Below are 19,834 nucleotides of genomic sequence, written 5' to 3' on the forward strand. Positions count from 1 at the left end.
CACCCTGCGATCCTCGGCCGGAACATCCACGGGCACAGTCAACGCCATAACCCATGATCCCACGAGGTAAAGCTATTTCGTTACCGCGACACTAGCAGCAGAACGGGAACCGCCGGGTGGTGGTCGTTCGTGGGACCTGCATGAAACCCAGGTACGACGACGTGGCCGCCGACTACGACGAGTGGGTCGGAGCGGGGGCCGCCCTGGACGATTCGACCTTCGCCGAACTGGTCGGCGACGTGACCGGTCAGGCGGTGTGCGTCGTCGCCTGCGGCCAAGGACGTGAGGCCCGCTACCTGGCCGCTCAGGGGGCGGCCGTCACCGCGGTAGACCTGTCGGAGAAGCTGCTCGAGAAGGCCCGGACGCACGAGGAGACCGCGCCGCTGGGCATCACGTACCAGCAGGGCGACGCGCACACCCTGGACGGCGTCGCGACCGACTCCTTCGACGGCGTCGTCTGCTACATGGCGCTGATGGACATCCCGGACCTGGACCGCGCGCTGCACTCCATGGCGCGCGTCCTCCGCCCAGGCGGTTGGTTCGTCGTGTCGATCACCCACCCGTGCTTCAAGACCCCGGCCGCCGGCGAGCTCGTCGACCACGTCGACCAGAGCGTCCGCCGAACGATCGGCAAGTACTACGTCGAGGGCTACTGGGACGGCCCCGGCGCCCATCGCAACGCGCTGCCGGTCGGCGCCTACCACCGAACCCTCAGCACCTACGTCAACACGCTCACCGCAGCCGGCTTCACCATCGACCAGCTCCGCGAACCACCCCAGGACACCCCGATCTGGCGCGAGGTCGCCCAACTCCTGTACATCCGCGGCCGGCTGTCAGCGCCGCAGGAACCTCGCCGCGCCGACGGCGGTGAGGAGTAGGAGTACGGCGCTGACAGTCGCCGACACGTGGAAGCCGGTGGTGAAGGCTTCGCGGGCGGTGGGGGAGGTCAGGGCTTCTCGGGTCAGCTCGGCTTCGTGGCCGAGCTGATTGCGGTAGACGGCGGTGATCAGGCTGCCGAGGAGGGCGATGCCGAGGGCGCCGCCGAGCTGGGGTGCGGTGGATGAGATCGCGGCCGCGCCGCCGGCCCGTTCTTCGGGGGAGGCGCCGATCATGAGGTTCGTGGCCAGCGCCATGGTGGGGGCGAGGCCGGCCGAGATGATGATCGAGCCGGTGACGAGGACGCCGAGCGGGCCGACCTGGGTGAGGACGACGAAACCGGCGACGGCGAGCAGGAGGCCCGTGGCGATCACCCGGCCGGGGCTGAAGCGGTTGGCCAGGCGTGGCGCGAGCAGCGAGCCGGCGATGGTTCCGGCCGCGGATGGCGCCGTCCACAGGCCCGCCTCGAGCGGGTCGAGTCCGTGGGCGAGCTGGAGGAGCTGGGCGATCGCGTAGTTGACGCCCCAGAGCACGAAGATCGCCAGCGCCAGAGCGATCGCCGACGCGCTGAACGCGCGGCTGGTGAACAGGCCGAGGTCGAGCATCGGATCGTCCAGCCGCCGCTGCCGCCGGACGAACACCCCGCCGAGCACGACGCCGGCCGCGATCACCGCGACCCACCGCCAGGCGAACCCGTCCGCCGCGATGTGCTTCAGGCCGTAGACCATCGGCAGCACAGCGGCCATCGACAGCACCGCACTCGACAGATCGAGCCGCTTGCCACCCGGTGCCTTGTATTCGGGCAGCAACCGCGGTCCGACGACCAGCAAGGCCGCCATCACCGGTACGCCGACCAGGAACACCGAGCCCCACCAGAAGTTGTCGAGCAACCAGCCTCCGACCAGCGGGCCGATCGCCGTACCGCCGGACACGCTCGCGACGACGATGCCGATCGCGAACCCGCGTTGCCGGGCGTCCTTGAACATCGATGCGACCAGCGAGACGACCGACGGCATCAGCGTCGACCCCGCGATCCCCATCAAGGCACGCGTGCCGATCAGCATCGCGGGACTGACCGAGTACGCCGCCAGCACCGACGCGACGCCGTACACGGCTGCACCGCCGAGCAGCAGCCGGCGGCGTCCGATGCGGTCGCCCCACGCGCCCATCGTGACCAGCGAGCCGGCCAGCAGGAACGCGTAGATGTCCACGATCCACAGCAGTTCGGAGCCACTCGGCCGCAGATCGGCTGCGATCGACGGCAGTGCCAAATGGGTCACGGTCAGCTCGAGCGAGGCGAGCAGCGCGGGCAGTGCAAGCACCGCCAACCCCATCCACTCGCGCCGGCCGGCGCGGCAAACCTCATCCTTGGTTGATGTCACGCCCGACAGTCTCGAACCTCAACAAAACTTGAGGTCAACTACCGTTCGGAGACCTCGCGCAGCACCGGTTTCACGTCGACGACGGGCGTGCCGTCGAGGGCTTCGAGCCGGTCGACCTGCAGGCGCAGGCCGTCGGTCGCGACGATGGTGACCTGGTGCAGGCCGAGCGGGTTCGGCCGGTCGGGGGAGCGGGTGCTGAAGACGCCGGTCTGCGGACGGGTGTCGTCGCTGCGCGGATGTACCGCGAGCACGTCCCGATCGGCCCGGTCGAACCAGGTGATGACGATGATCTCGTCGCCGACGGCCAGGTCGCGCAGCGCGTCCCGGACGGACTCGTCGAACACCAGCCACGCGCTGGGCGCGCCTTCGTCCGGCTGACGCGGGGCTTCGTCGCGAGTCCGGAGCACCGACTCGACTCGACCAACTGGTTTGAGTACGAACATCACGCCGGGTACCTGTACACGGTCTGCAGCGGCTCGCCCGGGACATGCACGTGCAAGGCCAGGCCGGGATGGGCTCGGGTGTCGACGACGCGGCCGTCCGGAGCCGGCGGTTCGAAGGGGAGTGGCACCGTCGAGCGGATGCCCGGGGCGCCGAGAACGGGATGACCGGCGAAGGTGGTGACGATCGCGTTGTGCACGTGGCCGGTGAGCAACGCGGTGATGGCCTTGCCTCGCAGCACCGCCTCGAACGTCTCCCGGGACTGCAGCATCCACTGGTCCATCACCGGATGATGCAGCTCCAGCGGCGGATGGTGGAAGGCCACGAACACCGGTCCGTCGAAGGGCTCACGCAGTACGCCGTCCAACCAAGCCAGCGACTCCTCCGACAGCAGGCCGTGGTCCGCGCCCGGCACCGTGCTGTCGACCAGCACGAACCGCGCCGCGCCGACCTCCCGCACCTGGTGGACCGGGTGCCCGTCGCCCGAGATATCGACGTACGCCTTCAGCCCAGTCCGCAGCGGTGCACTCACGTCGTGGTTGCCGGGCAGCACCAGCGTCGGGATCTCGGACTGCAGCTCCGCCGCGAGCTCGGCGTACTCGGACTCCAGCCCGTGGTCCGCGAGATCCCCGGTGACCAGTACGACGTCCACCGGCCGGCTGAACTCGCCCAGGTACGACGTGATCCGGCGCAGCCGGGACAGCGCCTCCTCGGAGCCGTCGAGATGCGGATCACTCAAGTGCGCGATCACGTACATGCGGAAACACTAACCGCAGAAGCCGCCCGGAAGGTCGTTGCACGGGACGAGCCCACCCCGCGCCAGCACCGGCCGCACCTGTGGCGAGCGCAGGTACTCGAGGAAGGCCGCGGTGAGCGAGTCGGCCGCCGGCGTCTTGTAGGTGTAGGCGTGCTCGACTTCCCAGAACTTGTACGTCCCGTCCGCCACCTTCGCCGCATCCGGTACGACGGCGTCGATCGAGGCGACCGCGATCTCCGGGTACTTCCGGGTCCCGCCGAGCTCGGCGTACCCGATCGCGCCGTCGATCTCGTTCACCCGGGTCAGCAGCTCCTCCGTCGTGCCGACCTCGCAACGGTGGAACTTGGCCGCCGGGTCGTCGCGGCGGCAGTCGTCGGAGGAGATCCCGAGCTCCTGGTCGCCGTCGAGCACCTTGTCCCGGAACACCCGCCGCGAACCGGAGTCCGGCCCGACCCGGCTGACCATCCGGATCGGCAGGTCGCGCCCGCCGAGCTGCTTCCAGTTCGTCACCCGTCCGCTGTAGACGTCTTGAAGCTGCGCGGTCGTCAGCCCGGTCACGTCCGCCGACCTGTTGACCGCGACCGCGAAGACCACGACCGCGACCGGCTCGCCCCACAGGTCCGGCGCGTCCTCCGCCGTACCGTCGGACATCGCGATCAGCTTGCCGGCCGCGCCCGCGTCCTGCGTCCCGGTCTCCTCGAGGGTGCGGATGCCGCTGCGGCTGCCGTTGGCCGCGATCGTGATGTCGGCGTCGGTGCAGTCGGCCGCGTACGCCGTACGGACCTCGCGCATGGTCGACTCGACCGCGGTCGACCCGATGATCCGCACCTGCCCGGAGGCGCAGTTGTCCGGCGGCTGCAGGACGTCGACCACGAACAACGCGACCAGCGCGCCGACGAGCAGCAGCGACATCGCGCCGAACAGCAACGTACGGCGACCCGGCCCGCGCGGCCGGGGTTCGTGGTAGACGCCGCCACCGGTCGAGCCGCCGGCCAGGTAGCCGGAGTGCGTCACGCCCTTGCCGGTGCCGGACAGCACCAGCAGGAACTTGAAGTGGTCGCCGCGGTTGATCGCGATCCGCGGGACGACCAGCTTGCTGGTGTCGACGTAGTTCGCCGGGACGATCCGGCGCTGCAGCATCTCGCCGAGCGACTTCGGCTTGGACTCGGTGACCTTCAGCCCGACGATCTTGCGGTCCGGGAACGCGAACGACACCTTCTCGTGCATGTCGTGCGGATCGATGTCCATCCCGCCGGCGTTGTCCAGCCGGAGCAGCACGATGCTCGGGTTCTCCACCACCGCACCCTGGTGGCGGACCTCGACGTCGACCATCCGGTGGGCCTTGTCGGTGCTCGGGTAGACCCCGATCGGGGCGTCCACCTGCACCCGGTAGACGAGCCGTTTGCGCCGCAGGACGTAGCGGTCCACCAGCCAGGCGACCGCCGTACCGATCAAAGCGATGGCGGCGATGATCGTTTCGAGATTGATGTCGCCGAGACCCGAGAAATCCAACGTTCCCTCCCGCCGAAAACGCTATCCACCCGCGGTGAACGGATGCTTACCGCACGATGACGCGCCGGGGCTGACCTTGGCCGGGACCGGACTGTCTGCGAGATTGGGCGGCATGGCTGAACAGGTGGATGTGGTCGTGATCGGACTCGGCGTCGGCGGCGAGGAGGCCTCCGGCCGGCTGGCGGAAGCAGGGCTGAACGTGGTCGGTCTCGACCCACGGCTGGTCGGCGGGGAGTGCCCGTACTGGGGCTGCATCCCGAGCAAGATGATGATCCGGTCCGCGAACCTGCTCGCCGAGACCCGCCGCGTCGACGGCATGGCCGGTACGGCGACCGTGCAGCCCGACTGGGCTCCGGTCGCGAAGCGGATCCGCGAGGAGGCCACCGACACCTGGAACGACCAGGTCGCGGTCGACCGGCTGGTGAAGAAGGGCGTCACGTTCCTGCGCGAGCGCGGCACCATCACCGGCCCGCGCACGGTGAAGGCGGGCGACCGGGAGTTCGAGGCGTCCCGCGGCATCGTCATCGCGACCGGCACGGTCCCGGTGGTCCCGCCGATCGACGGCCTGGCCGGCACCCCGTTCTGGACGAACCACGAGGCCATCGAGGCGGACACGCTGCCGGCCTCGATCGTGGTGCTCGGCGGCGGCGCGATCGGGCTCGAGCTCACCCAGGTGTTCGCCCGGTTCGGCGTCGAGGTGAAGGTCGTCGAGGCGGCCGACCGGGTGCTCGCGATGGAGGAGCCCGAGTCGAGTGACCTGGCCCGGGAAGTGCTCGAGCGCGACGGCGTCACCTTCCACACCGGCACGCCGGCCAAGCAGATCTCCCACGACGGCGACGGCTTCACCGTCACCCTGGACGACGGCACCACGGTCACCGGCGAGAAGTTGCTCGTGGCAACGGGCCGCCGGGTGGACGTGAAGGGCCTCGGCCTCGACCAGGTCGGCATCGATCCCGGCGTCCGGCGGGTCGAGGTGGACGAGCACGTCCGGGCCGGCGACGGCGTCTGGGCGGTCGGCGACGTGACCGGCGTCGGCGCGTTCACCCACAACGCGATGTACCAGGCCAACATCGCGGTGCACGACATCCTCGGCAGCAAGGGCGCGCCGGTGGCGAGCTACCACGCGATGCCGCGGGTGACCTTCACCGACCCGGAGATCGGCGCGGTCGGGATGACCGAGAAGCAGGCGCGCGACGCCGGCCTCGACGTGAAGATCGGGTCGTCTCAGCTGCCGTACTCGTCGCGGGGTTTCATCCACAAGCCGGGCAACGACGGCTTCATCAAGCTGGTCGTCGACAACGGGCGCGGGGTGCTGGTCGGTGCGACCAGCGCCGGACCGACCGGCGGCGAGGTGCTCGGCGCCCTCGCGGTCGCGGTCCATGCGGCGGTTCCCGTTCACACTCTGCAACAGATGATCTACGCATACCCGACATTCCACCGCGCGATCGGGGACGCGCTGAAGACTTTGTGAGACGTTGTTGCGATCGGGTCGCAAATAGATCAACAATGTCGGGGTGCACGTTCCTGATGGCTTCTTCGACGCACCGACCTCGATCGCGACCGGCCTGATCGCCGCCGGCGCCGTCGGCTTCAGCCTGCAACGGGCCAACCGGGAGATCCGCGAGGCCGGCCCGGCGCTGGCCGGGCTGACCGCGGCGTTCGTGTTCGCGGTGCAGATGGTGAACTTCCCGGTCGGCGCCGGGACCAGCGGGCACCTGCTGGGTGGCGCGCTGGCGGCCGCGTTGGTCGGGCCGTGGAGCGCCGTACTCGTGATGTCGACGGTGCTGCTGGTCCAGGGGTTGCTGTTCGCCGACGGCGGCCTGACCGCGCTCGGCACCAACATCACGCTGATGGGCATCATCACCGTGCTGGTCGGCTACTTCCTGACCCGCGCGGTGCTGCGGGTACTGCCGCGGAAGGTCGGCAGCGTCGTGCCGGCGGCGACCGTCGGCGCGCTCGTGTCGGTCCCGGTGGCCGCGCTCGCGTTCACCGGGCTGTACGCGATCGGCGGCGCGGTCGACATTCCGCTCGGGAAGCTCGCGACCGCGATGGTCGGCTGGCACATTCTGGTCGGGATCGGCGAGGCGGTCATCACGGCTGCGGTTCTGAGTGCAGTCGTCGCGACCCGGCCGGACCTGGTGTACGCCGCTCGCCACCTGCAGAAGGACCTCGTGCTTGTCGACGCCGACGGCAACACGTCCACGGTGTCGCCGGACAAGCCGGTCGCGGCCAAGCCGGCCGGGCGGACGCTCGGGGTCGGCGTCGCGGTGACGCTGCTCGTGGCCGGTGGTCTGAGCCTGTTCGCGAGCGCGCACCCGGACGGACTGGAGTTCGTCGGCGCCAAGCTCGGCTTCGACAGCGCAGCCAAGGACTCCGCGGTCGCGGGCAGCCCGCTGGCCGACTACGGCGTCAGCGGGATCGGCAACGCGGAGGTCTCCGGCGCGCTGGCCGGCATCATCGGCGTCCTGGTCACCATCGTCGTCGGCCTGGCGATCGCCAAGCTCGCGTCCCTGCGGTCGAGTAGAGCTTCGTGAACGGTGACGGTCTTCTCGTAGCGGTGGACAGCCGGGTGCATCGCATCCCGGCCCAGGTGAAGATCGTCGCGCTGTTCGTCTTCGTCCTCGCCGTCGTCTCCACGCCGGCGCATGCCTTCTGGGCCTTCGGTCTGTACGCCGGGATGCTCGTGGCCGCCGTGTTCGTCGCGAGACTGCCTGGGCTGGTGGTGTCTCGCCGGCTGGCCGTGGAGACGCCGTTCATCGTGTTCGCGCTGGTGCTGCCGTTCGTGGCGACCGGGCCGCAGATCGACGTACTCGGGCTGGAGTTGTCGCAGTCCGGCGTACTCGGGGCCTGGAATGTCTTGGCGAAGGGCACGCTCGGGGTGGTCGCGGCGATCCTGTTGTCGGCGACGACCGCGCCGCGGGACCTGCTGGCCGGGCTCGAACGGTTGCGGCTGCCGTCGACGCTGGTGGCGATCTTGTCGTTCATGATCCGCTACCTGAGCGTCGTGTCCGACGACCTGCAGCGGATGCGGATAGCCCGGGAGTCACGTGGGTACACCGGCGGCCGGGCCGGTCATCTGAAGGCGGTCGCCGGGGGAGTGGGCGCATTGTTCGTCCGCAGCTTCGAGCGCGGCGAGCGAGTCCACCTGGCGATGCGCTCGCGCGGCTACACCGGGCGGATGCCGACGTTGAGCGACCAGGGTGCCACCTCGGCGCAGTGGCTCGAGGGGCTGACGATCTCCCTGGCCGCCGTACTCGTCGCGGTGGCGGTTAGGGTGAGTGGCTTGTGAGCGGTCCCGCGATACAGGTCGAGCGTCTCGTCTTCGCCTACCCCGACGGGAGGCAGGCGCTGTTCGGCGTCGACTTCACCGTGCAGCCGGGGGAGCGGGTCGCGCTGCTCGGGCCGAACGGCGCCGGCAAGACGACCCTCGTGCTGCATCTCAACGGCATCCTCGGCTCGGTGGCCGGCGGGACCGGGAGCGGACGGATCCAGATCGGCGGCACCGGCCTGCACCGCGAGCACCTTCCCGAGGTACGGCGGAAGGTCGGGCTGGTGTTCCAGGATCCCGACGACCAGTTGTTCATGCCGACCGTCCGGGACGACGTCGCGTTCGGGCCGGCGAACCTCGGCCTGCGCGGGTCCGAACTCGACGACCGGGTGCACGAGGCGTTGGTCCAGGTCGGGATGCAGGACCACGCGGACCTGGCGCCGCATCACCTGTCTTTCGGCCAGCGTCGCCGGGTTGCGGTCGCGACGGTACTCGCGATGCGCCCGGAGGTGCTCGTGCTCGACGAGCCGTCGAGCAACCTGGACCCGGCCGCCCGGCGGGAGCTGTCCGACATCCTGGCCGGGCTCGACGTGACGCTGCTGATGATCACGCACGACCTGCCGTACGCGCTGCAGCTGTGCGAGCGCAGCCTGCTGATGGACGGCGGCCGGATCGTGGCCGACGGCAAGACCCGGGACCTGCTCGGCGACGCCGAGCTGATGCGAGCGCACCGCCTGGAGCTTCCCTACGGCTTCGACCCGCTGTCCGTCCCCGGCCCGGAGCGCTGATCAGGCCTCTTCGAAGGCAGAGCGCAACCGGCCGCGGGACGCGGTCAGGTGCGCGTGCATGGCGGCGTCGGCCGCCTCGGTGTCACGGCGCCGGATCGCGGTGACGAGCAGGTCGTGCTCGTCGAGCGCCTTCTCGGTCACCTGGGAGTCGCGCAGCAGCCGGAACAGCTGCAGGTGGCAGTGCAGCTTGGCGAAGATCTCCGCGAAGTAGCTGTTCCCGGTCGCACCGATGATGGCCTCGTGGAACTCGGCGTCCTTGCGGGCGAAGGCGCCGTACGACATCGCCCCGGCCTGGTAGCGGGCCCGCATCTCGGCGGCGATCCCGGCGATCCGCTCGATCTCGACCCGCTGGTGCCGGCCGGCGGCCAGGCCCGAGCAGTACGGCTCGATCAGGAACCGGGCCTCGAACAGATCCTCGAACCGTTCCGGGGTCAGCTTGGGGCTGGCGGAATATCCGATCAGATGTGTCTTGGTGACCAGGTCCTCGGCCTCGAGCCGGTTCAGCGATTCGCGGACCGGGGTCTGGGAGACGCCGAGCTGGCGGCTGATGACGTCCACCCGGATCCGCTCGCCGGGCTGGATCGCGCCGTCCAGCAGGAGCGTCTGCAACTGCTCGTAGACGACGTCACTCATCCGCGCCCGGCCGGGACGGTCGGACACACGCTCGATGGCACGCTCGCTCATGGGCTTCCCTCGGATCGCGATCGAATCTGTGAATTCGTATACACCAACCATTGCAAATCGTATCCGATCTGATCTAGCCTCCCAGGAACCGCCCCGATGTATACGAATTCATCGCCTCCACCCCTGGGATGGCCGACGTGCACACTGACCTCGCAACCGCACAGTCACTGGCCGAACGACTCCTGATCACCGCGGGCGTGCCCGGCCCGGCGGCCGTCCGGCAGGCCGAGCTGCTCCTCGTCGCCGAGGCGAAGGGCGTGCCCTCGCACGGCCTGCTCCGGCTGCCGAGGATCCTGCGCCGGCTGGCCAACGGCACCGCAAGCCCCACGAACACCGGCAAGCACGACTGGCTCAGCCCGTGCTACCTGTCCGTCGACGGCGAGCAGGGGCTCGGTCCGGTGGTCGCGCTCCACGCCCTCGAAGCGATCGTCCCGGCTGCCGAGCGGCACGGCGTCGCCGTCTGCTCGATCACGAACAACAACCACCTCGGCATGCTCGGCTACTACGCCGGCCGGATGGCCGAACGCGGCCTGGTCTGCCTCGGCGTGACGACGAGCGAGGCGCTGGTGCACCCATGGGGCGGCACCGAGGCCATGCTCGGCACGAATCCGCTCGCACTCGGCGTCCCGGCCCAGCCGCACCCGCTGGTGCTCGACATGGCGACCTCGCAGATCTCGATGGGCAAGGTCCACGACCACGCGCTGCGCGGTGTGCCGCTGGAAGCCGGCTGGGCGCTGGACGCGGCCGGCCATCCGACTGTTGATCCGGTCGCGGCCAAGTCCGGGTCCATCGCGCCGTTCGGCGGCCCGAAGGGCTACGGCCTGGGGCTCGGGCTGGGCGCGATGGTCACGTTCCTGACCGGTGCCGCCTACGGAACGGCGGTCGGCGGGACGCTGGACGACGACCGGTTGAGCAACAAGGGCGACGTGTTCATCCTGCTCAGCGGCGGCGGGCACTCCGTCTCGGGCTACCTCGACCAGGTCCGCGGTAGCCGGCCGGCCGATCCGGCCCATCCGGTCGCGGTGCCCGGCGACGGCGCCCGGGCCCGCCGGCAGGAGTCGGTTGCCAACGGCATCGAGATCGCCGACGACCTGTGGCGTGAGCTGACCGCGCTCGACGCCGTACGCCGGGAAGCAGCGCTGGCCGAATGACCCGCCCCTCGACCGGACAAGGACTGACCAGATGACGACAACCGCAAGCCCATCCGGGAGTCCCGCGATCACCACCGCCGGCTTCGGCGTTCAGCGAGCACCGCGCACGGTCGTCTTCGGCGCCGGGCAGCGCGCGCTCCTCGGCCGGCACGCCGCGGAGTACGGGAGTACGGCGCTCGTCTGCACCGACGGCCGGCTCGCCGAATCGAACGTGTTCGCCGCGATGGTCACCGACCTCGAGGACCACGGGATCACCGTGAAGCTCTGGCGGGACACCGCGCCCGAGCTGCCGATGTCCGACATCGACGCCTGCTTCGACGCGATGGAGTACGCCGGGATCGACGTGGTGATCGGGATCGGCGGCGGCAGCTGCCTCGACCTGGCCAAGGCCGTCGCGCTGCTGCTCAGCCACGGCGGTCCGATCGACCGGTACTACGGGGAGAACGCCGTACCCGGTCCGGTGCTGCCGATCATCGCCGTACCGACGACCGGCGGAACCGGGTCCGAGGTGACGCCGGTGTGCGTGCTCAGCGACAGCCGGCGGGAGCTGAAGGCCGGGATCTCCTCGCCGCACCTGATCCCGTCGGTGGCGATCTGCGATCCGGAGCTGACCTACAGCTGCCCGCCCGGGCTGACCGCGAGCGCCGGGGCGGACGCGCTGTCTCACCTGGTCGAGTCGTTCACCGCGATCCAGCGGCCGCCGGCGGCGGTCGGCGAGGGCCGGGTCTTCATCGGCAAGAACGTGATCAGCGACTCGTACGCGCGCTGGGGACTCGGTCTGCTGGCCCGCGCGCTCCCGGAGGCGTTCGAGCATCCGGACGACGAGCATGCCCGTTCCGACGTGATGCTGGCCGCGAACGCCGGCGGCTACGCCCTCGGCGTGGCCGGGACCGCCGCCGCGCACGCCTTGCAGTACCCGCTCGGCGCTCTGACCCACACCGCGCACGGTCTCGGCGTCGGCGTACTCCTGCCGTACGTGATGCGCTACAACGCACCCGCGCGGGTGCAGGAGTTCGGCGAGATCGCCACGATCTTCGGCGTACCGGCCACGGGGGACGCCGAAGCCCAGGCGCTCGCCGGCATCGAGGCCGTCGACCGGCTCCTGGACCGGATCGGCATCCCGCCGACGCTCGCGGAGCTCGGACTGGCCGAGGACCAGCTGTCCTACGTCGCGGAGCTGGGCCTGAAGTCGGCCCGGCTGGTCGCCAACAACCCGCGTCCGCTGGACGCCGGCGCGCTCTACGAGATCACCCGTGCCGCGTTCACCGGCGACCGAAGCAACCCGTTCTGACCAGGTGTTGGGAGCACACCAGATGATCACTCCGCACGATCTGTTCATCGGCGGTCAGTGGCGGCCGGCCGCCGACGGCCGGCGGTTCGCCGTCAACGACCCGGCCGACGGGTCCGAGCTGGCCCGGTTCGCCGCGGCCACCGAGGCAGACTGCCTGGCCGCTGTCGACGCGGCGGCCGACGCGCTGGCCGGCTGGTCGGCGACGCCACCGCGTCGGCGTTCCGAGATCCTCCGGACCTGTTTCGAGCTGCTGACCGCCGAGCGCGACACGCTCGCCGGCCTGATCGTCGCCGAGAACGGCAAGGCGTACGCCGACGCGCTCGGAGAGGCCGCCTATGCCGCCGAGTTCTTCCGCTGGTTCGCCGAGGAGGCGGTCCGGATCGGCGGCGACTTCCGGCTCTCGCCGTCGGGTGACAAGACGATCGTCGTCCGGCGCGACCCGGTCGGGGTGGCGGTGCTGATCACGCCGTGGAACTTCCCGGCGGCGATGGCGACCCGCAAGATTGCGCCGGCGCTGGCGGCGGGCTGCTCGGTGGTGCTGAAGCCGGCGACGCAGACGCCGCTCACCGCCGCCTACGTCGTCGACGTTCTGCACCGCGCCGGCGTCCCGGCCGGGGTCGTCAACCTGGTGACCCCGACGCCCGCCGGACCGGCGGTGAGCGCGATGCTGCACCACCCCGCCGTACGGAAGTTGTCGTTCACCGGGTCGACGGAAGTCGGTCGACTGCTGCTGCGGGAGGCCGCCGACCAGGTGCTCAGCTCGTCCATGGAGCTCGGCGGGAACGCGCCGTTCGTGGTCCTGCCCGGTGCGGACCTGGATGCGGCGATCGAGGGCGCGATGGTCGCGAAGATGCGCAACGGCGGGTCGGCCTGTACGGCGGCCAACCGGTTTTACGTCCACGAGTCCCTCGTCGACGAGTTCAGCACCCGGATCACCGCGGCAATGAAGGCCGTCACGATGGGCCCGGGGGTCGACCGGTCGAACGATCTCGGCGCCCTGGTGTCGCCGGAGGAGCGCGACAAGGTGGCCGGTCTCGTCGATCGGGCGGTCGCCGACGGCGCGACCCTGACGCTGGGCGGCGGGACACCGCCGGCCGGCGCCTTCTACCCGCCGACGGTGCTGACCGACGTCCGGCACGGCAGCGAGATCAACCGGACGGAGATCTTCGGCCCGGTCGTGGCGATCGTCGGTTACACCGACGTCGAGGACGCGGTGACGATGGCCAACGACACCATCTACGGCTTGATCGCCTACGTGTACGGCGACCCGGCGCAGGCTCTCGGGGTCGCGCAACGGATCGACGCCGGCATGGTCGCGGTCAACAGGGGCGTGCTGAGCGATCCGGCCGCGCCGTTCGGGGGCACGAAACAGTCCGGCCTGGGCCGCGAGGGCAGCTCCGAAGGCATCCTCGAGTTCCTCGAGGAGAAGTACGTCGGGATCGAGGTGTGAGGCGATGGCCAACGCCGTACTCCAGACCCTGAAACCGCCGGACGTCGAGGGGGAGCCGCCCGCCCGCAAGCGGGCCAAGGTCAAGCCGAAGCGGCAGAACCTGGCCGGCTGGCTGTTCGTCGGTCCGGTGATCGTCGGGGTGCTGTTCTTCCAGTTGGCGCCGGTCGCGGCCTCCCTGGTGGTGTCGCTGACCAACTGGTCCGGGCTGAACACGCCGGAGTTCCTTGGTCTGGGCAACTACCGCGAGTTGTTCACCGCCGACGACACGTTCTACCCGTCCTTGCGCAACACGGTGATCTTCACCGTGGTCGTGGTCGTGCTGACCATCCTGATCGGGCTCGGCCTGGCGGTGCTGTGCAACCAGAAGGTGAAGGGCATCGGCGTCTTCCGGACGCTGTACTACTCGCCGGCGGTCACGAACGTGGTCGCGATCGGGTTCGTCTGGTTCTGGCTCTACGACCCGGACAACGGGTTGTTCAACGCGACGCTGAAGACGATCGGGATCGACGGGCCGGCCTGGCTGTCCGACACCAAGACCGCGCTGATCGCGGTGATCATCGTCGCGATCTGGCAGGGCGTCGGCTACCCGATGGTGATCCTGCTGGCTGGGCTGCAGAGCATCGACAGCTCGCTGCTCGAGGCGGCCACGATGGACGGCGCGTCGGCCTGGCGGAGGTTCTGGGCGGTGGTCGTCCCGCTGCTGACGCCGAGCCTGTTCTTCCTCAGCATCACGCAGTTCATCACCTCGTTCCAGGTGTTCGGGATCATCTACGTGATGACGTCCGGTGGGCCGAACAACGCCACCTCGGTGTTCATCTTCCACATCTACGAGGCGGCCTTCGGGCACGGCCGGCTGGGCTACGCCTCCGCGATGGGCTGGGTGCTGTTCGTCATCGTCGGCCTCGTCACCGCGATCCAGTGGAAGCTGGAGAAACGGTGGGTGCACTATGACAACTGAAGTCCTGCAGCCGAACAAGGCTCCTCGGCACCTGCCGCGCCGGGTCGTGGTCTTCGCCGTCCTGCTGTTCTTCGCGGTCGTGTTCGCGATGCCGCTGCTGTGGATGGTGAGCGCGTCGCTCAAGCCGGAGAACGAGGTCCTGCAGTCGCCGCCGACGTTCGTCCCGTCGTCGTTCCAGTGGGCCAACTACTCCCAGGCCGGCGACGGGCTGCTGCCGTTCTTCCTGAACAGCGTCAAGCTCGCCGCGCTGAACGTCGGGTTCCTGCTGCTGTTCGCCTCGCTGGCCGGCTACGGCTTCGCCCGGCTGAACTTCGTCTTCAAGAACCTGGCCTTCGCCCTGTTGTTGTCCACGGCAATGATCCCGAGCATGGTCTACCTGGTCCCGCAGTACATGCTGTTCCGGGAGCTGGGCTGGATCGACACCCACTACCCGCTGTGGATCCCGAACGTGCTGACCCCGGTGTTCGGCACATTCCTGCTCCGGCAGGCGTTCCGCGGGGTCCCGGTGGAGCTGGAAGAGGCGGCCAAGCTCGACGGCGCGTCCGTCTTCGGCACCTTCTGGCGGATCATGCTGCCGCAGGTGAAACCGGCCCTGGCCGCGGTCGGAGCGCTCACCTTCATGGGCTCGTGGAACGACCTGTTCGGGCCGCTGATCTTCCTGAACTCGACGCGGTTGCAGACGATGCCGATCGCGCTCGCGCTGTTCAAGGGCGAGTACTTCACCCAGACCAACCTGATGATGGCGGCCGCGACGCTGACGATCCTGCCGCCGCTGCTGCTGTTCCTGCTCGCGCAGAAGTACTTCGTCCAAGGCATCACCATGTCCGGCCTGAAAGGTTAAGCATGCGGATCACCCGGATCGAATCGATCATCCTGCTCGACAAGCTGCACATCCTGAAGGTGCACACCGACGAGGGCCTGGTCGGCGTCGGCGAGGTCAGCCCGATGAATGCCCATGTCACCCACAGCGTGGTCGAGCAGGCGCTCGCCCCACTGCTGGTCGGCGAGGAGGCCACCGACCTGGAGCGACTGTGGCGGCGGCTGTACACCAAGCCGTACAAGCTCGGCCCGGCCGGCGCCCAGCTGAACGCGATCGCCGGCATCGACATCGCGCTGTGGGACCTGCTCGGCAAGGCCGCCGGCCTGCCGGTCTACAAGCTGCTCGGCGGCAAGTACCGGCAGAGCGCCAAGGTCTACGCCAGCTCGATGTCGCGCAGCATGTCGCCGCAGGAGGAGGCCGAGCGCGCCCAGTCCTTCCAGGAGAAGGGCTTCCACGGTTACAAGATCCACTCCTCGACGCCGTGGATGCACGACGACGGCTTCGACCAGACCATCGCGACGGTGACCGCCGTACGGGCGCTGGTCGGCGACGACTTCCCGATCCTGGTCGACGTCAACAACGCCTACTACGAGCACACCGCCATCAAACTCGCGCACGCGCTGGAGGACCTCGGCGTGTGGCATTTCGAGGAGCCGCTGGCCGCCCACGACTACGCGGCCTACGGACGGCTCGCCGACGCGGTCGACATCCCGATCGCAGCCGGCGAACAGGAGTACAGCATCTGGCAGTTCCGCGACCTGATCCTGCAGGGCCGCGTCGACATCCTGCAGCCCGACGTCATCAAGTGCGGCGGGATCACCGAGTTCAAGAAGATCGCGGTGCTCGCCGACACCTTCACCAAGCCGATCACGGTGCACAACACCCAGCAGACCATCGGCACCTCGGCGCACGCCCACCTGTGGGTCAGCACCCCGTCCTGCGTGTACCCGCAGGAGTACAACATCGAGCACAACCCGATCCTCGACGACGTGCCGATCTGGCAGAACCCGCTCGTCCCGGTGAACGGCGAGATCACGCCCTGGGACCTGCCCGGGCTCGGCGTCGAGCTCGACGAGGACGCGGTCGCCAAGCTGCGCACCAACTGATCCCCTGACAGAACAGGAACAACCATGACGGCATCACAGCTTTCCCGAAGGTCGGTGCTCAAAGCCGTTGGCCTCGCCGGCGGGGCGTTCGCGGCCGGCGTGCCGCTGTCCGCCTGCGGCGGCAACGGAAGCGGGGGAGGAGGGGGCGGCGGCAACGCCTCCTTCCTGACCTGGGACACCACCAGCGGCAGCCCGCTCTACACGGTCGCCGAGAACTGGGCCAAGGGCGCGAGCAAGACGCTCGACATCCAGTCCGTCCCGGGTGACGACTACGACACCAAGCTGCGCACCGTGCTCTCGTCCGGCGCGGCGCCAACGGCGATCCGGATCAACGACGACTACGTGGCGGGGTACTACGCCGAAGGGTCCCTGCTCGACCTCCGTCCGTACCTGGAGAAGGACGGGATCAAGCCGGACGACTACTTCCCGGTCGCGTTCAACTTCCCGAAGCAGTCCGACGGCGCGCACGCGGCGTGGCCGATCATGACCAACCCCGGCGTCATCTACTGCAACGTCGACGCGTTCGAGGAGGCCGAGGTCGAGCTGCCGCCGAAGGACTGGGCCGCGAGCGGCTGGACCTGGGACGACTTCCTGGAGGCCGCGAAGAAGCTGACCAAGCCGGACGGCGAACGCTGGGGCGCGCTGATCTTCCCCGACACCTCGCTGGAGACGGTGTGGCCGGTCAACAACGGCAGTGACGGCATCTACTCCAAGGACGCCACCCGCTTCACCCTGGCCGAGGCACCGGGCGCGGAGGCGGTCCAGTGGATCGCGGACCTGGCCCTCGTGCACAAGGTGCACCCGGACTTCGCCACCGTGACCGCCGGCCGTCAGACGCCGAACTGGGCGCTGTCCCAGCTGGGCACCGGCAAGGTCGCGATGCTGCTCGCGCTGACCAGCGCGATCCCGTACCTGCGCAGCAACGCGAAGGTGAAGTGGGACATCTTCCCGCCGCCGATGAAGGTGGCCCGCAAGACCGTGAACACGATGACGGTGCTGGCGGTCCCGAAGGCGTCCAAGGACCCCGACGCGGCCTGGGACTTCCTCAAGTACTGCGCCGGCCCGGACGCGTCGAAGCTGCTGGCCCAGTCCCGCGGGTTCATGCCGGTGAGCAAGAGCTCCTCGTCGCTGTTCGTGCCCGACGACAAGGGCCCGGCCAACCTGGCACTGGTCACCCAGGCCCTGGACAACGCCGTGAACGAGAACTTCAGCCGGTACATCGAACGCGCCCGGACCGTCTACCGCCCGGTGCTGGACGATGTCTGGAGCGGCAAGCGGTCCGCGGCCGACGCGCTCGGCAGCGTGAAGCAGAAGGTCGAGAACGTACTCGCAGGCAAGGGGTGAGGATGAAGATCACCGAGATCAGCATCGAGGTCGTGTCGGAGCCGAAGGCGCACGCGGTCCGCGACGCGATCCAGTTGCTCGATCGCAACGGCCGGACCCGGGTGCGGATCGACACCGACGAAGGCATCAGCGGCGTCAGCGACACGTACTTCGGCCGGGTCGCCAGCTCGCCGGCAGTGCTGGCCCAGATCGTCACCGAGCAGCTGGCCCCCGAGATCATGGGGGAGGACCCGACGCTGATCCGGGGGATCCGGCGGAAGTTGCAGGTGCTGACCGACTACCAGGGCACGGCCGGACTGTCGTCGTACGGAATCTCGGCGATCGACCTGGCGCTGTGGGACCTGCTCGGCAGGTCGCTGGACGTGCCGGTGTGGAAGCTGCTCGGCGCCCAGCGCACGACCATCCCGACGTACGCGATGGTGGGCTGGCTCGAGCTGGACGTCGCCGGTCTGGAGGCGGTGTCGGCCAAGGCGATGGAGCAGGGCTTCCGCGGCGTGAAGATGAAGGTCGGCGGCGGCCCGTTGAGCGAGGACGTCCAGCGGATCAAGGCGGTCCGGGCCGTGATCGGCCCGGACGCGCCGCTGATGGTCGATGCCAACCAAGCCTTCGGGTACGACGAAGCACTCCGTCGTGGCCGTGTCTACGAGGACCTCGACTGCCGGTGGTTCGAGGAACCGTTGCCGGCCGCGGACACCGATGGGCACGTCCGGCTGGCCGAGAAGCTGGACATCCCGATCGCCACCGGCGAGAACCGCTACGGCCAGGCCGCCTTCCGGGACCTGATCGCGCGCGGCGGGGTGGGCGTCATACAGCCGGATCTGCGGCGGGCCGGTGGGCTCACCGACTGCCTGGAGATCGGGTTGATGGCGGCCGGGTTCGGTGTTCCGTACGCCTCGCACGGCGGCGGCGCGCACATCCACGTGCTGGCCGCGCTGCCGAACACCATCTACGTGGAGAGCGGACTGCTGCCGGCCGACGGCCGGGTGAAGCTCGTCGACGGCTGCTACCCGCTGCCGCAGGGCCCGGGCCTGTCGTCCTGGGGTTAGGCCGGAAACACCGGCTACCAGGTCCGGCAACTGGCGGTGAACTTCTTACCAGGCCCTTGTGTGTTACCGACGGGTTGGGTCATCGTGACCCTTAGTGCTTCTGTCGCCACCCCTCGCACAAAGGCGGTCCGCCCATGAAGTCCATCGCCAGCCTGCTCTCGGCCGCGGCCCTCGGCGCCGCGCTCCTCGTCAGTCCCGGGGTCGCCCACGCGGCCGCACCCAACTACGTGGCCCTCGGGGACTCCTACGCCTCGGGTGTCGGGACCCGCAGCTACATCACCAGCAGCGGGTCCTGCCAGCGCTCGACCAAGGCCTACCCGTACATCGACGCCGGCCGGATCGGCGCCAGCCTCACCTTCGTCGCCTGCTCCGGCGCGCGCGTCGCCGACGTCACCGCCAACCAGTTGAGCTCGGTGGTGAGCTCGACGAACCTGGTGTCGGTCCAGGTGGGTGGCAACGATGCCGGGTTCTCGTCGGTGATCACCGAGTGCGCCAAGCCGTCCTGGCTCGGCGACTGCACCGGCGCGATCAACAACGCGCAGGCGATCATCACCAACACGCTGCCCGGCCGGCTGAACGGCCTGTACGGCTCGATCCGCAGCCGGGCGGCCTCGGCCCGGGTCGTGGTGGTCGGCTACCCGCGGCTGTTCAACGGCACCGACTGCAACGCCGGCACGTTCTTCAGCCCGACCGAGATGACCCGGCTGAACCAGACCGCCGACCTGCTCAACGCCAAGATCGCGGCCTCGGCGAGCGCGGCCGGGTTCGCGTTCGTCAACCCGACCAGCGCGTTCATCGGGCACGCGGTCTGCGGCAGCCCGGAGTGGATCAACGGGCTGTCCAACCCGGTCAGCGAGTCCTACCACCCGAACGTCACCGGCCAGGCCGCCTACGCCAACCTGGTCGACGACCACCTCACCTGACGATCCTTCGGTCGGACAACCGGTCTGCCGGACAATC

The 19,834-nt window shown here is 69.5% G+C and carries 19 protein-coding genes; 14 read left to right on the forward strand and 5 right to left on the reverse strand.

Annotation, left to right across the window (positions count from 1 at the left end; translation table 11 throughout):
• Positions 1 to 140 precede the first annotated feature (140 nt).
• Positions 141 to 878, forward strand: coding sequence for a class I SAM-dependent methyltransferase (locus ACIBGM_RS42495; RefSeq protein WP_396388790.1), 738 nt, complete (start codon positions 141 to 143; stop codon positions 876 to 878).
• On the opposite strand, the gene ACIBGM_RS42500 is transcribed toward ACIBGM_RS42495, so the two are convergent.
• Genes ACIBGM_RS42500 through ACIBGM_RS42515 form a run of 4 tightly spaced genes read right to left on the reverse strand, consistent with a single transcriptional unit; the run spans position 834 to position 4,968 of the window.
• Positions 834 to 2,258 (reverse strand): MFS transporter, encoded by a 1,425-nt coding sequence (locus tag ACIBGM_RS42500; protein ID WP_396388791.1) that lies wholly within the window; start codon positions 2,256 to 2,258, stop codon positions 834 to 836. The two genes, ACIBGM_RS42495 and ACIBGM_RS42500, sit on opposite strands and share 45 nt — an antisense overlap.
• A 38-nt stretch (positions 2,259 to 2,296) precedes the next feature.
• Positions 2,297 to 2,701, reverse strand: a complete 405-nt coding sequence (gene tsaA, locus ACIBGM_RS42505) for a tRNA (N6-threonylcarbamoyladenosine(37)-N6)-methyltransferase TrmO (protein WP_360520197.1) — start codon at positions 2,699 to 2,701, stop codon at positions 2,297 to 2,299.
• A complete protein-coding gene (locus ACIBGM_RS42510; protein ID WP_360520018.1) occupies positions 2,701 to 3,456 on the reverse strand; it encodes a metallophosphoesterase in 756 nt (251 codons plus the stop codon). Before ACIBGM_RS42510 ends, tsaA begins: the two co-directional genes overlap by 1 nt.
• Positions 3,457 to 3,465: 9 nt before the next feature.
• Complete coding sequence (locus tag ACIBGM_RS42515) at positions 3,466 to 4,968, reverse strand: substrate-binding domain-containing protein (protein ID WP_360520020.1); 1,503 nt, start codon at positions 4,966 to 4,968, stop codon at positions 3,466 to 3,468.
• 112 nt (positions 4,969 to 5,080) lie between these two features.
• Between ACIBGM_RS42515 and ACIBGM_RS42520 the strand changes: the two genes are divergently transcribed.
• Genes ACIBGM_RS42520 through ACIBGM_RS42535 form a run of 4 tightly spaced genes read left to right on the forward strand, consistent with a single transcriptional unit; the run spans position 5,081 to position 9,024 of the window.
• Positions 5,081 to 6,439 carry an NAD(P)/FAD-dependent oxidoreductase gene (locus ACIBGM_RS42520; protein ID WP_360520022.1) on the forward strand — a complete coding sequence of 453 codons (1,359 nt, stop codon included), beginning with the start codon at positions 5,081 to 5,083 and terminating at the stop codon, positions 6,437 to 6,439.
• Between the two features lie 43 nt (positions 6,440 to 6,482).
• The gene (locus ACIBGM_RS42525) at positions 6,483 to 7,502 is read left to right on the forward strand and encodes an energy-coupling factor ABC transporter permease (RefSeq protein WP_360520024.1); all 1,020 of its coding nucleotides are present in this window, start codon (positions 6,483 to 6,485) and stop codon (positions 7,500 to 7,502) included.
• 23 nt (positions 7,503 to 7,525) lie between these two features.
• Positions 7,526 to 8,257, forward strand: a complete 732-nt coding sequence (gene cbiQ, locus ACIBGM_RS42530; protein WP_360520026.1) for a cobalt ECF transporter T component CbiQ — start codon at positions 7,526 to 7,528, stop codon at positions 8,255 to 8,257.
• Entirely contained in the window at positions 8,254 to 9,024 is a 771-nt protein-coding gene (locus tag ACIBGM_RS42535) for an ABC transporter ATP-binding protein (protein ID WP_360520028.1), read from the forward strand. Before cbiQ ends, ACIBGM_RS42535 begins: the two co-directional genes overlap by 4 nt.
• Here ACIBGM_RS42535 and ACIBGM_RS42540 read toward each other — a convergent pair whose 3' ends face one another.
• A complete protein-coding gene (locus tag ACIBGM_RS42540; protein WP_396388792.1) occupies positions 9,025 to 9,708 on the reverse strand; it encodes a GntR family transcriptional regulator in 684 nt (227 codons plus the stop codon).
• 137 nt (positions 9,709 to 9,845) lie between these two features.
• On the opposite strand from ACIBGM_RS42540, the gene ACIBGM_RS42545 reads away from it, so the two are divergent.
• The 9 genes from ACIBGM_RS42545 (at position 9,846) to ACIBGM_RS42585 (ending at position 19,797) form a co-directional block, all read left to right on the forward strand.
• A complete protein-coding gene (locus tag ACIBGM_RS42545) occupies positions 9,846 to 10,859 on the forward strand; it encodes an Ldh family oxidoreductase (RefSeq protein WP_360520032.1) in 1,014 nt (337 codons plus the stop codon).
• A gap of 31 nt (positions 10,860 to 10,890) precedes the next feature.
• The gene (locus tag ACIBGM_RS42550) at positions 10,891 to 12,150 is read left to right on the forward strand and encodes an iron-containing alcohol dehydrogenase (protein ID WP_360520034.1); all 1,260 of its coding nucleotides are present in this window, start codon (positions 10,891 to 10,893) and stop codon (positions 12,148 to 12,150) included.
• A gap of 22 nt (positions 12,151 to 12,172) precedes the next feature.
• Complete coding sequence (locus ACIBGM_RS42555; RefSeq protein ID WP_360520036.1) at positions 12,173 to 13,600, forward strand: NAD-dependent succinate-semialdehyde dehydrogenase; 1,428 nt, start codon at positions 12,173 to 12,175, stop codon at positions 13,598 to 13,600.
• A gap of 4 nt (positions 13,601 to 13,604) precedes the next feature.
• A complete protein-coding gene (locus tag ACIBGM_RS42560) occupies positions 13,605 to 14,558 on the forward strand; it encodes a sugar ABC transporter permease (protein WP_360520038.1) in 954 nt (317 codons plus the stop codon).
• The gene (locus ACIBGM_RS42565; protein ID WP_360520040.1) at positions 14,548 to 15,399 is read left to right on the forward strand and encodes a carbohydrate ABC transporter permease; all 852 of its coding nucleotides are present in this window, start codon (positions 14,548 to 14,550) and stop codon (positions 15,397 to 15,399) included. Before ACIBGM_RS42560 ends, ACIBGM_RS42565 begins: the two co-directional genes overlap by 11 nt.
• Positions 15,400 to 15,401: 2 nt before the next feature.
• On the forward strand, positions 15,402 to 16,484 hold the full coding sequence (locus ACIBGM_RS42570; protein ID WP_360520042.1) for a mandelate racemase/muconate lactonizing enzyme family protein: 1,083 nt from the start codon (positions 15,402 to 15,404) through the stop codon (positions 16,482 to 16,484).
• Positions 16,485 to 16,538: 54 nt separating this feature from the next.
• Entirely contained in the window at positions 16,539 to 17,828 is a 1,290-nt protein-coding gene (locus ACIBGM_RS42575) for an ABC transporter substrate-binding protein (protein ID WP_396388793.1), read from the forward strand.
• Positions 17,829 to 17,830: 2 nt separating this feature from the next.
• Positions 17,831 to 18,874: a mandelate racemase/muconate lactonizing enzyme family protein gene (locus tag ACIBGM_RS42580; RefSeq protein WP_360520046.1), complete on the forward strand. Its 1,044-nt coding sequence runs from the start codon at positions 17,831 to 17,833 to the stop codon at positions 18,872 to 18,874.
• Between the two features lie 134 nt (positions 18,875 to 19,008).
• Positions 19,009 to 19,797: an SGNH/GDSL hydrolase family protein gene (locus ACIBGM_RS42585; RefSeq protein WP_360520048.1), complete on the forward strand. Its 789-nt coding sequence runs from the start codon at positions 19,009 to 19,011 to the stop codon at positions 19,795 to 19,797.
• Positions 19,798 to 19,834: the final 37 nt, after the last annotated feature.

The sequence above is a fragment of the Kribbella sp. NPDC050470 genome (assembly GCF_044458365.1).
Lineage (GTDB): Bacteria > Actinomycetota > Actinomycetes > Propionibacteriales > Kribbellaceae > Kribbella.

Bases quoted from the DNA above. Each gene is read 5' to 3' on its own strand.
- ACIBGM_RS42565 (WP_360520040.1), top strand. From the start codon at position 14,548: ATGACAACTGAAGTCCTGCAGCCGAACAAGGCTCCTCGGCACCTGCCG.
- ACIBGM_RS42570 (WP_360520042.1), top strand. From the start codon at position 15,402: ATGCGGATCACCCGGATCGAATCGATCATCCTGCTCGACAAGCTGCAC.
- ACIBGM_RS42560 (WP_360520038.1), top strand. From the start codon at position 13,605: ATGGCCAACGCCGTACTCCAGACCCTGAAACCGCCGGACGTCGAGGGG.
- ACIBGM_RS42495 (WP_396388790.1), top strand. From the start codon at position 141: ATGAAACCCAGGTACGACGACGTGGCCGCCGACTACGACGAGTGGGTC.
- ACIBGM_RS42540 (WP_396388792.1), bottom strand. From the start codon at position 9,708: ATGAGCGAGCGTGCCATCGAGCGTGTGTCCGACCGTCCCGGCCGGGCG.
- tsaA (WP_360520197.1), bottom strand. From the start codon at position 2,701: ATGTTCGTACTCAAACCAGTTGGTCGAGTCGAGTCGGTGCTCCGGACT.
- ACIBGM_RS42550 (WP_360520034.1), top strand. From the start codon at position 10,891: ATGACGACAACCGCAAGCCCATCCGGGAGTCCCGCGATCACCACCGCC.
- ACIBGM_RS42580 (WP_360520046.1), top strand. From the start codon at position 17,831: ATGAAGATCACCGAGATCAGCATCGAGGTCGTGTCGGAGCCGAAGGCG.
- ACIBGM_RS42510 (WP_360520018.1), bottom strand. From the start codon at position 3,456: ATGTACGTGATCGCGCACTTGAGTGATCCGCATCTCGACGGCTCCGAG.
- ACIBGM_RS42585 (WP_360520048.1), top strand. From the start codon at position 19,009: ATGAAGTCCATCGCCAGCCTGCTCTCGGCCGCGGCCCTCGGCGCCGCG.
- ACIBGM_RS42520 (WP_360520022.1), top strand. From the start codon at position 5,081: ATGGCTGAACAGGTGGATGTGGTCGTGATCGGACTCGGCGTCGGCGGC.
- ACIBGM_RS42555 (WP_360520036.1), top strand. From the start codon at position 12,173: ATGATCACTCCGCACGATCTGTTCATCGGCGGTCAGTGGCGGCCGGCC.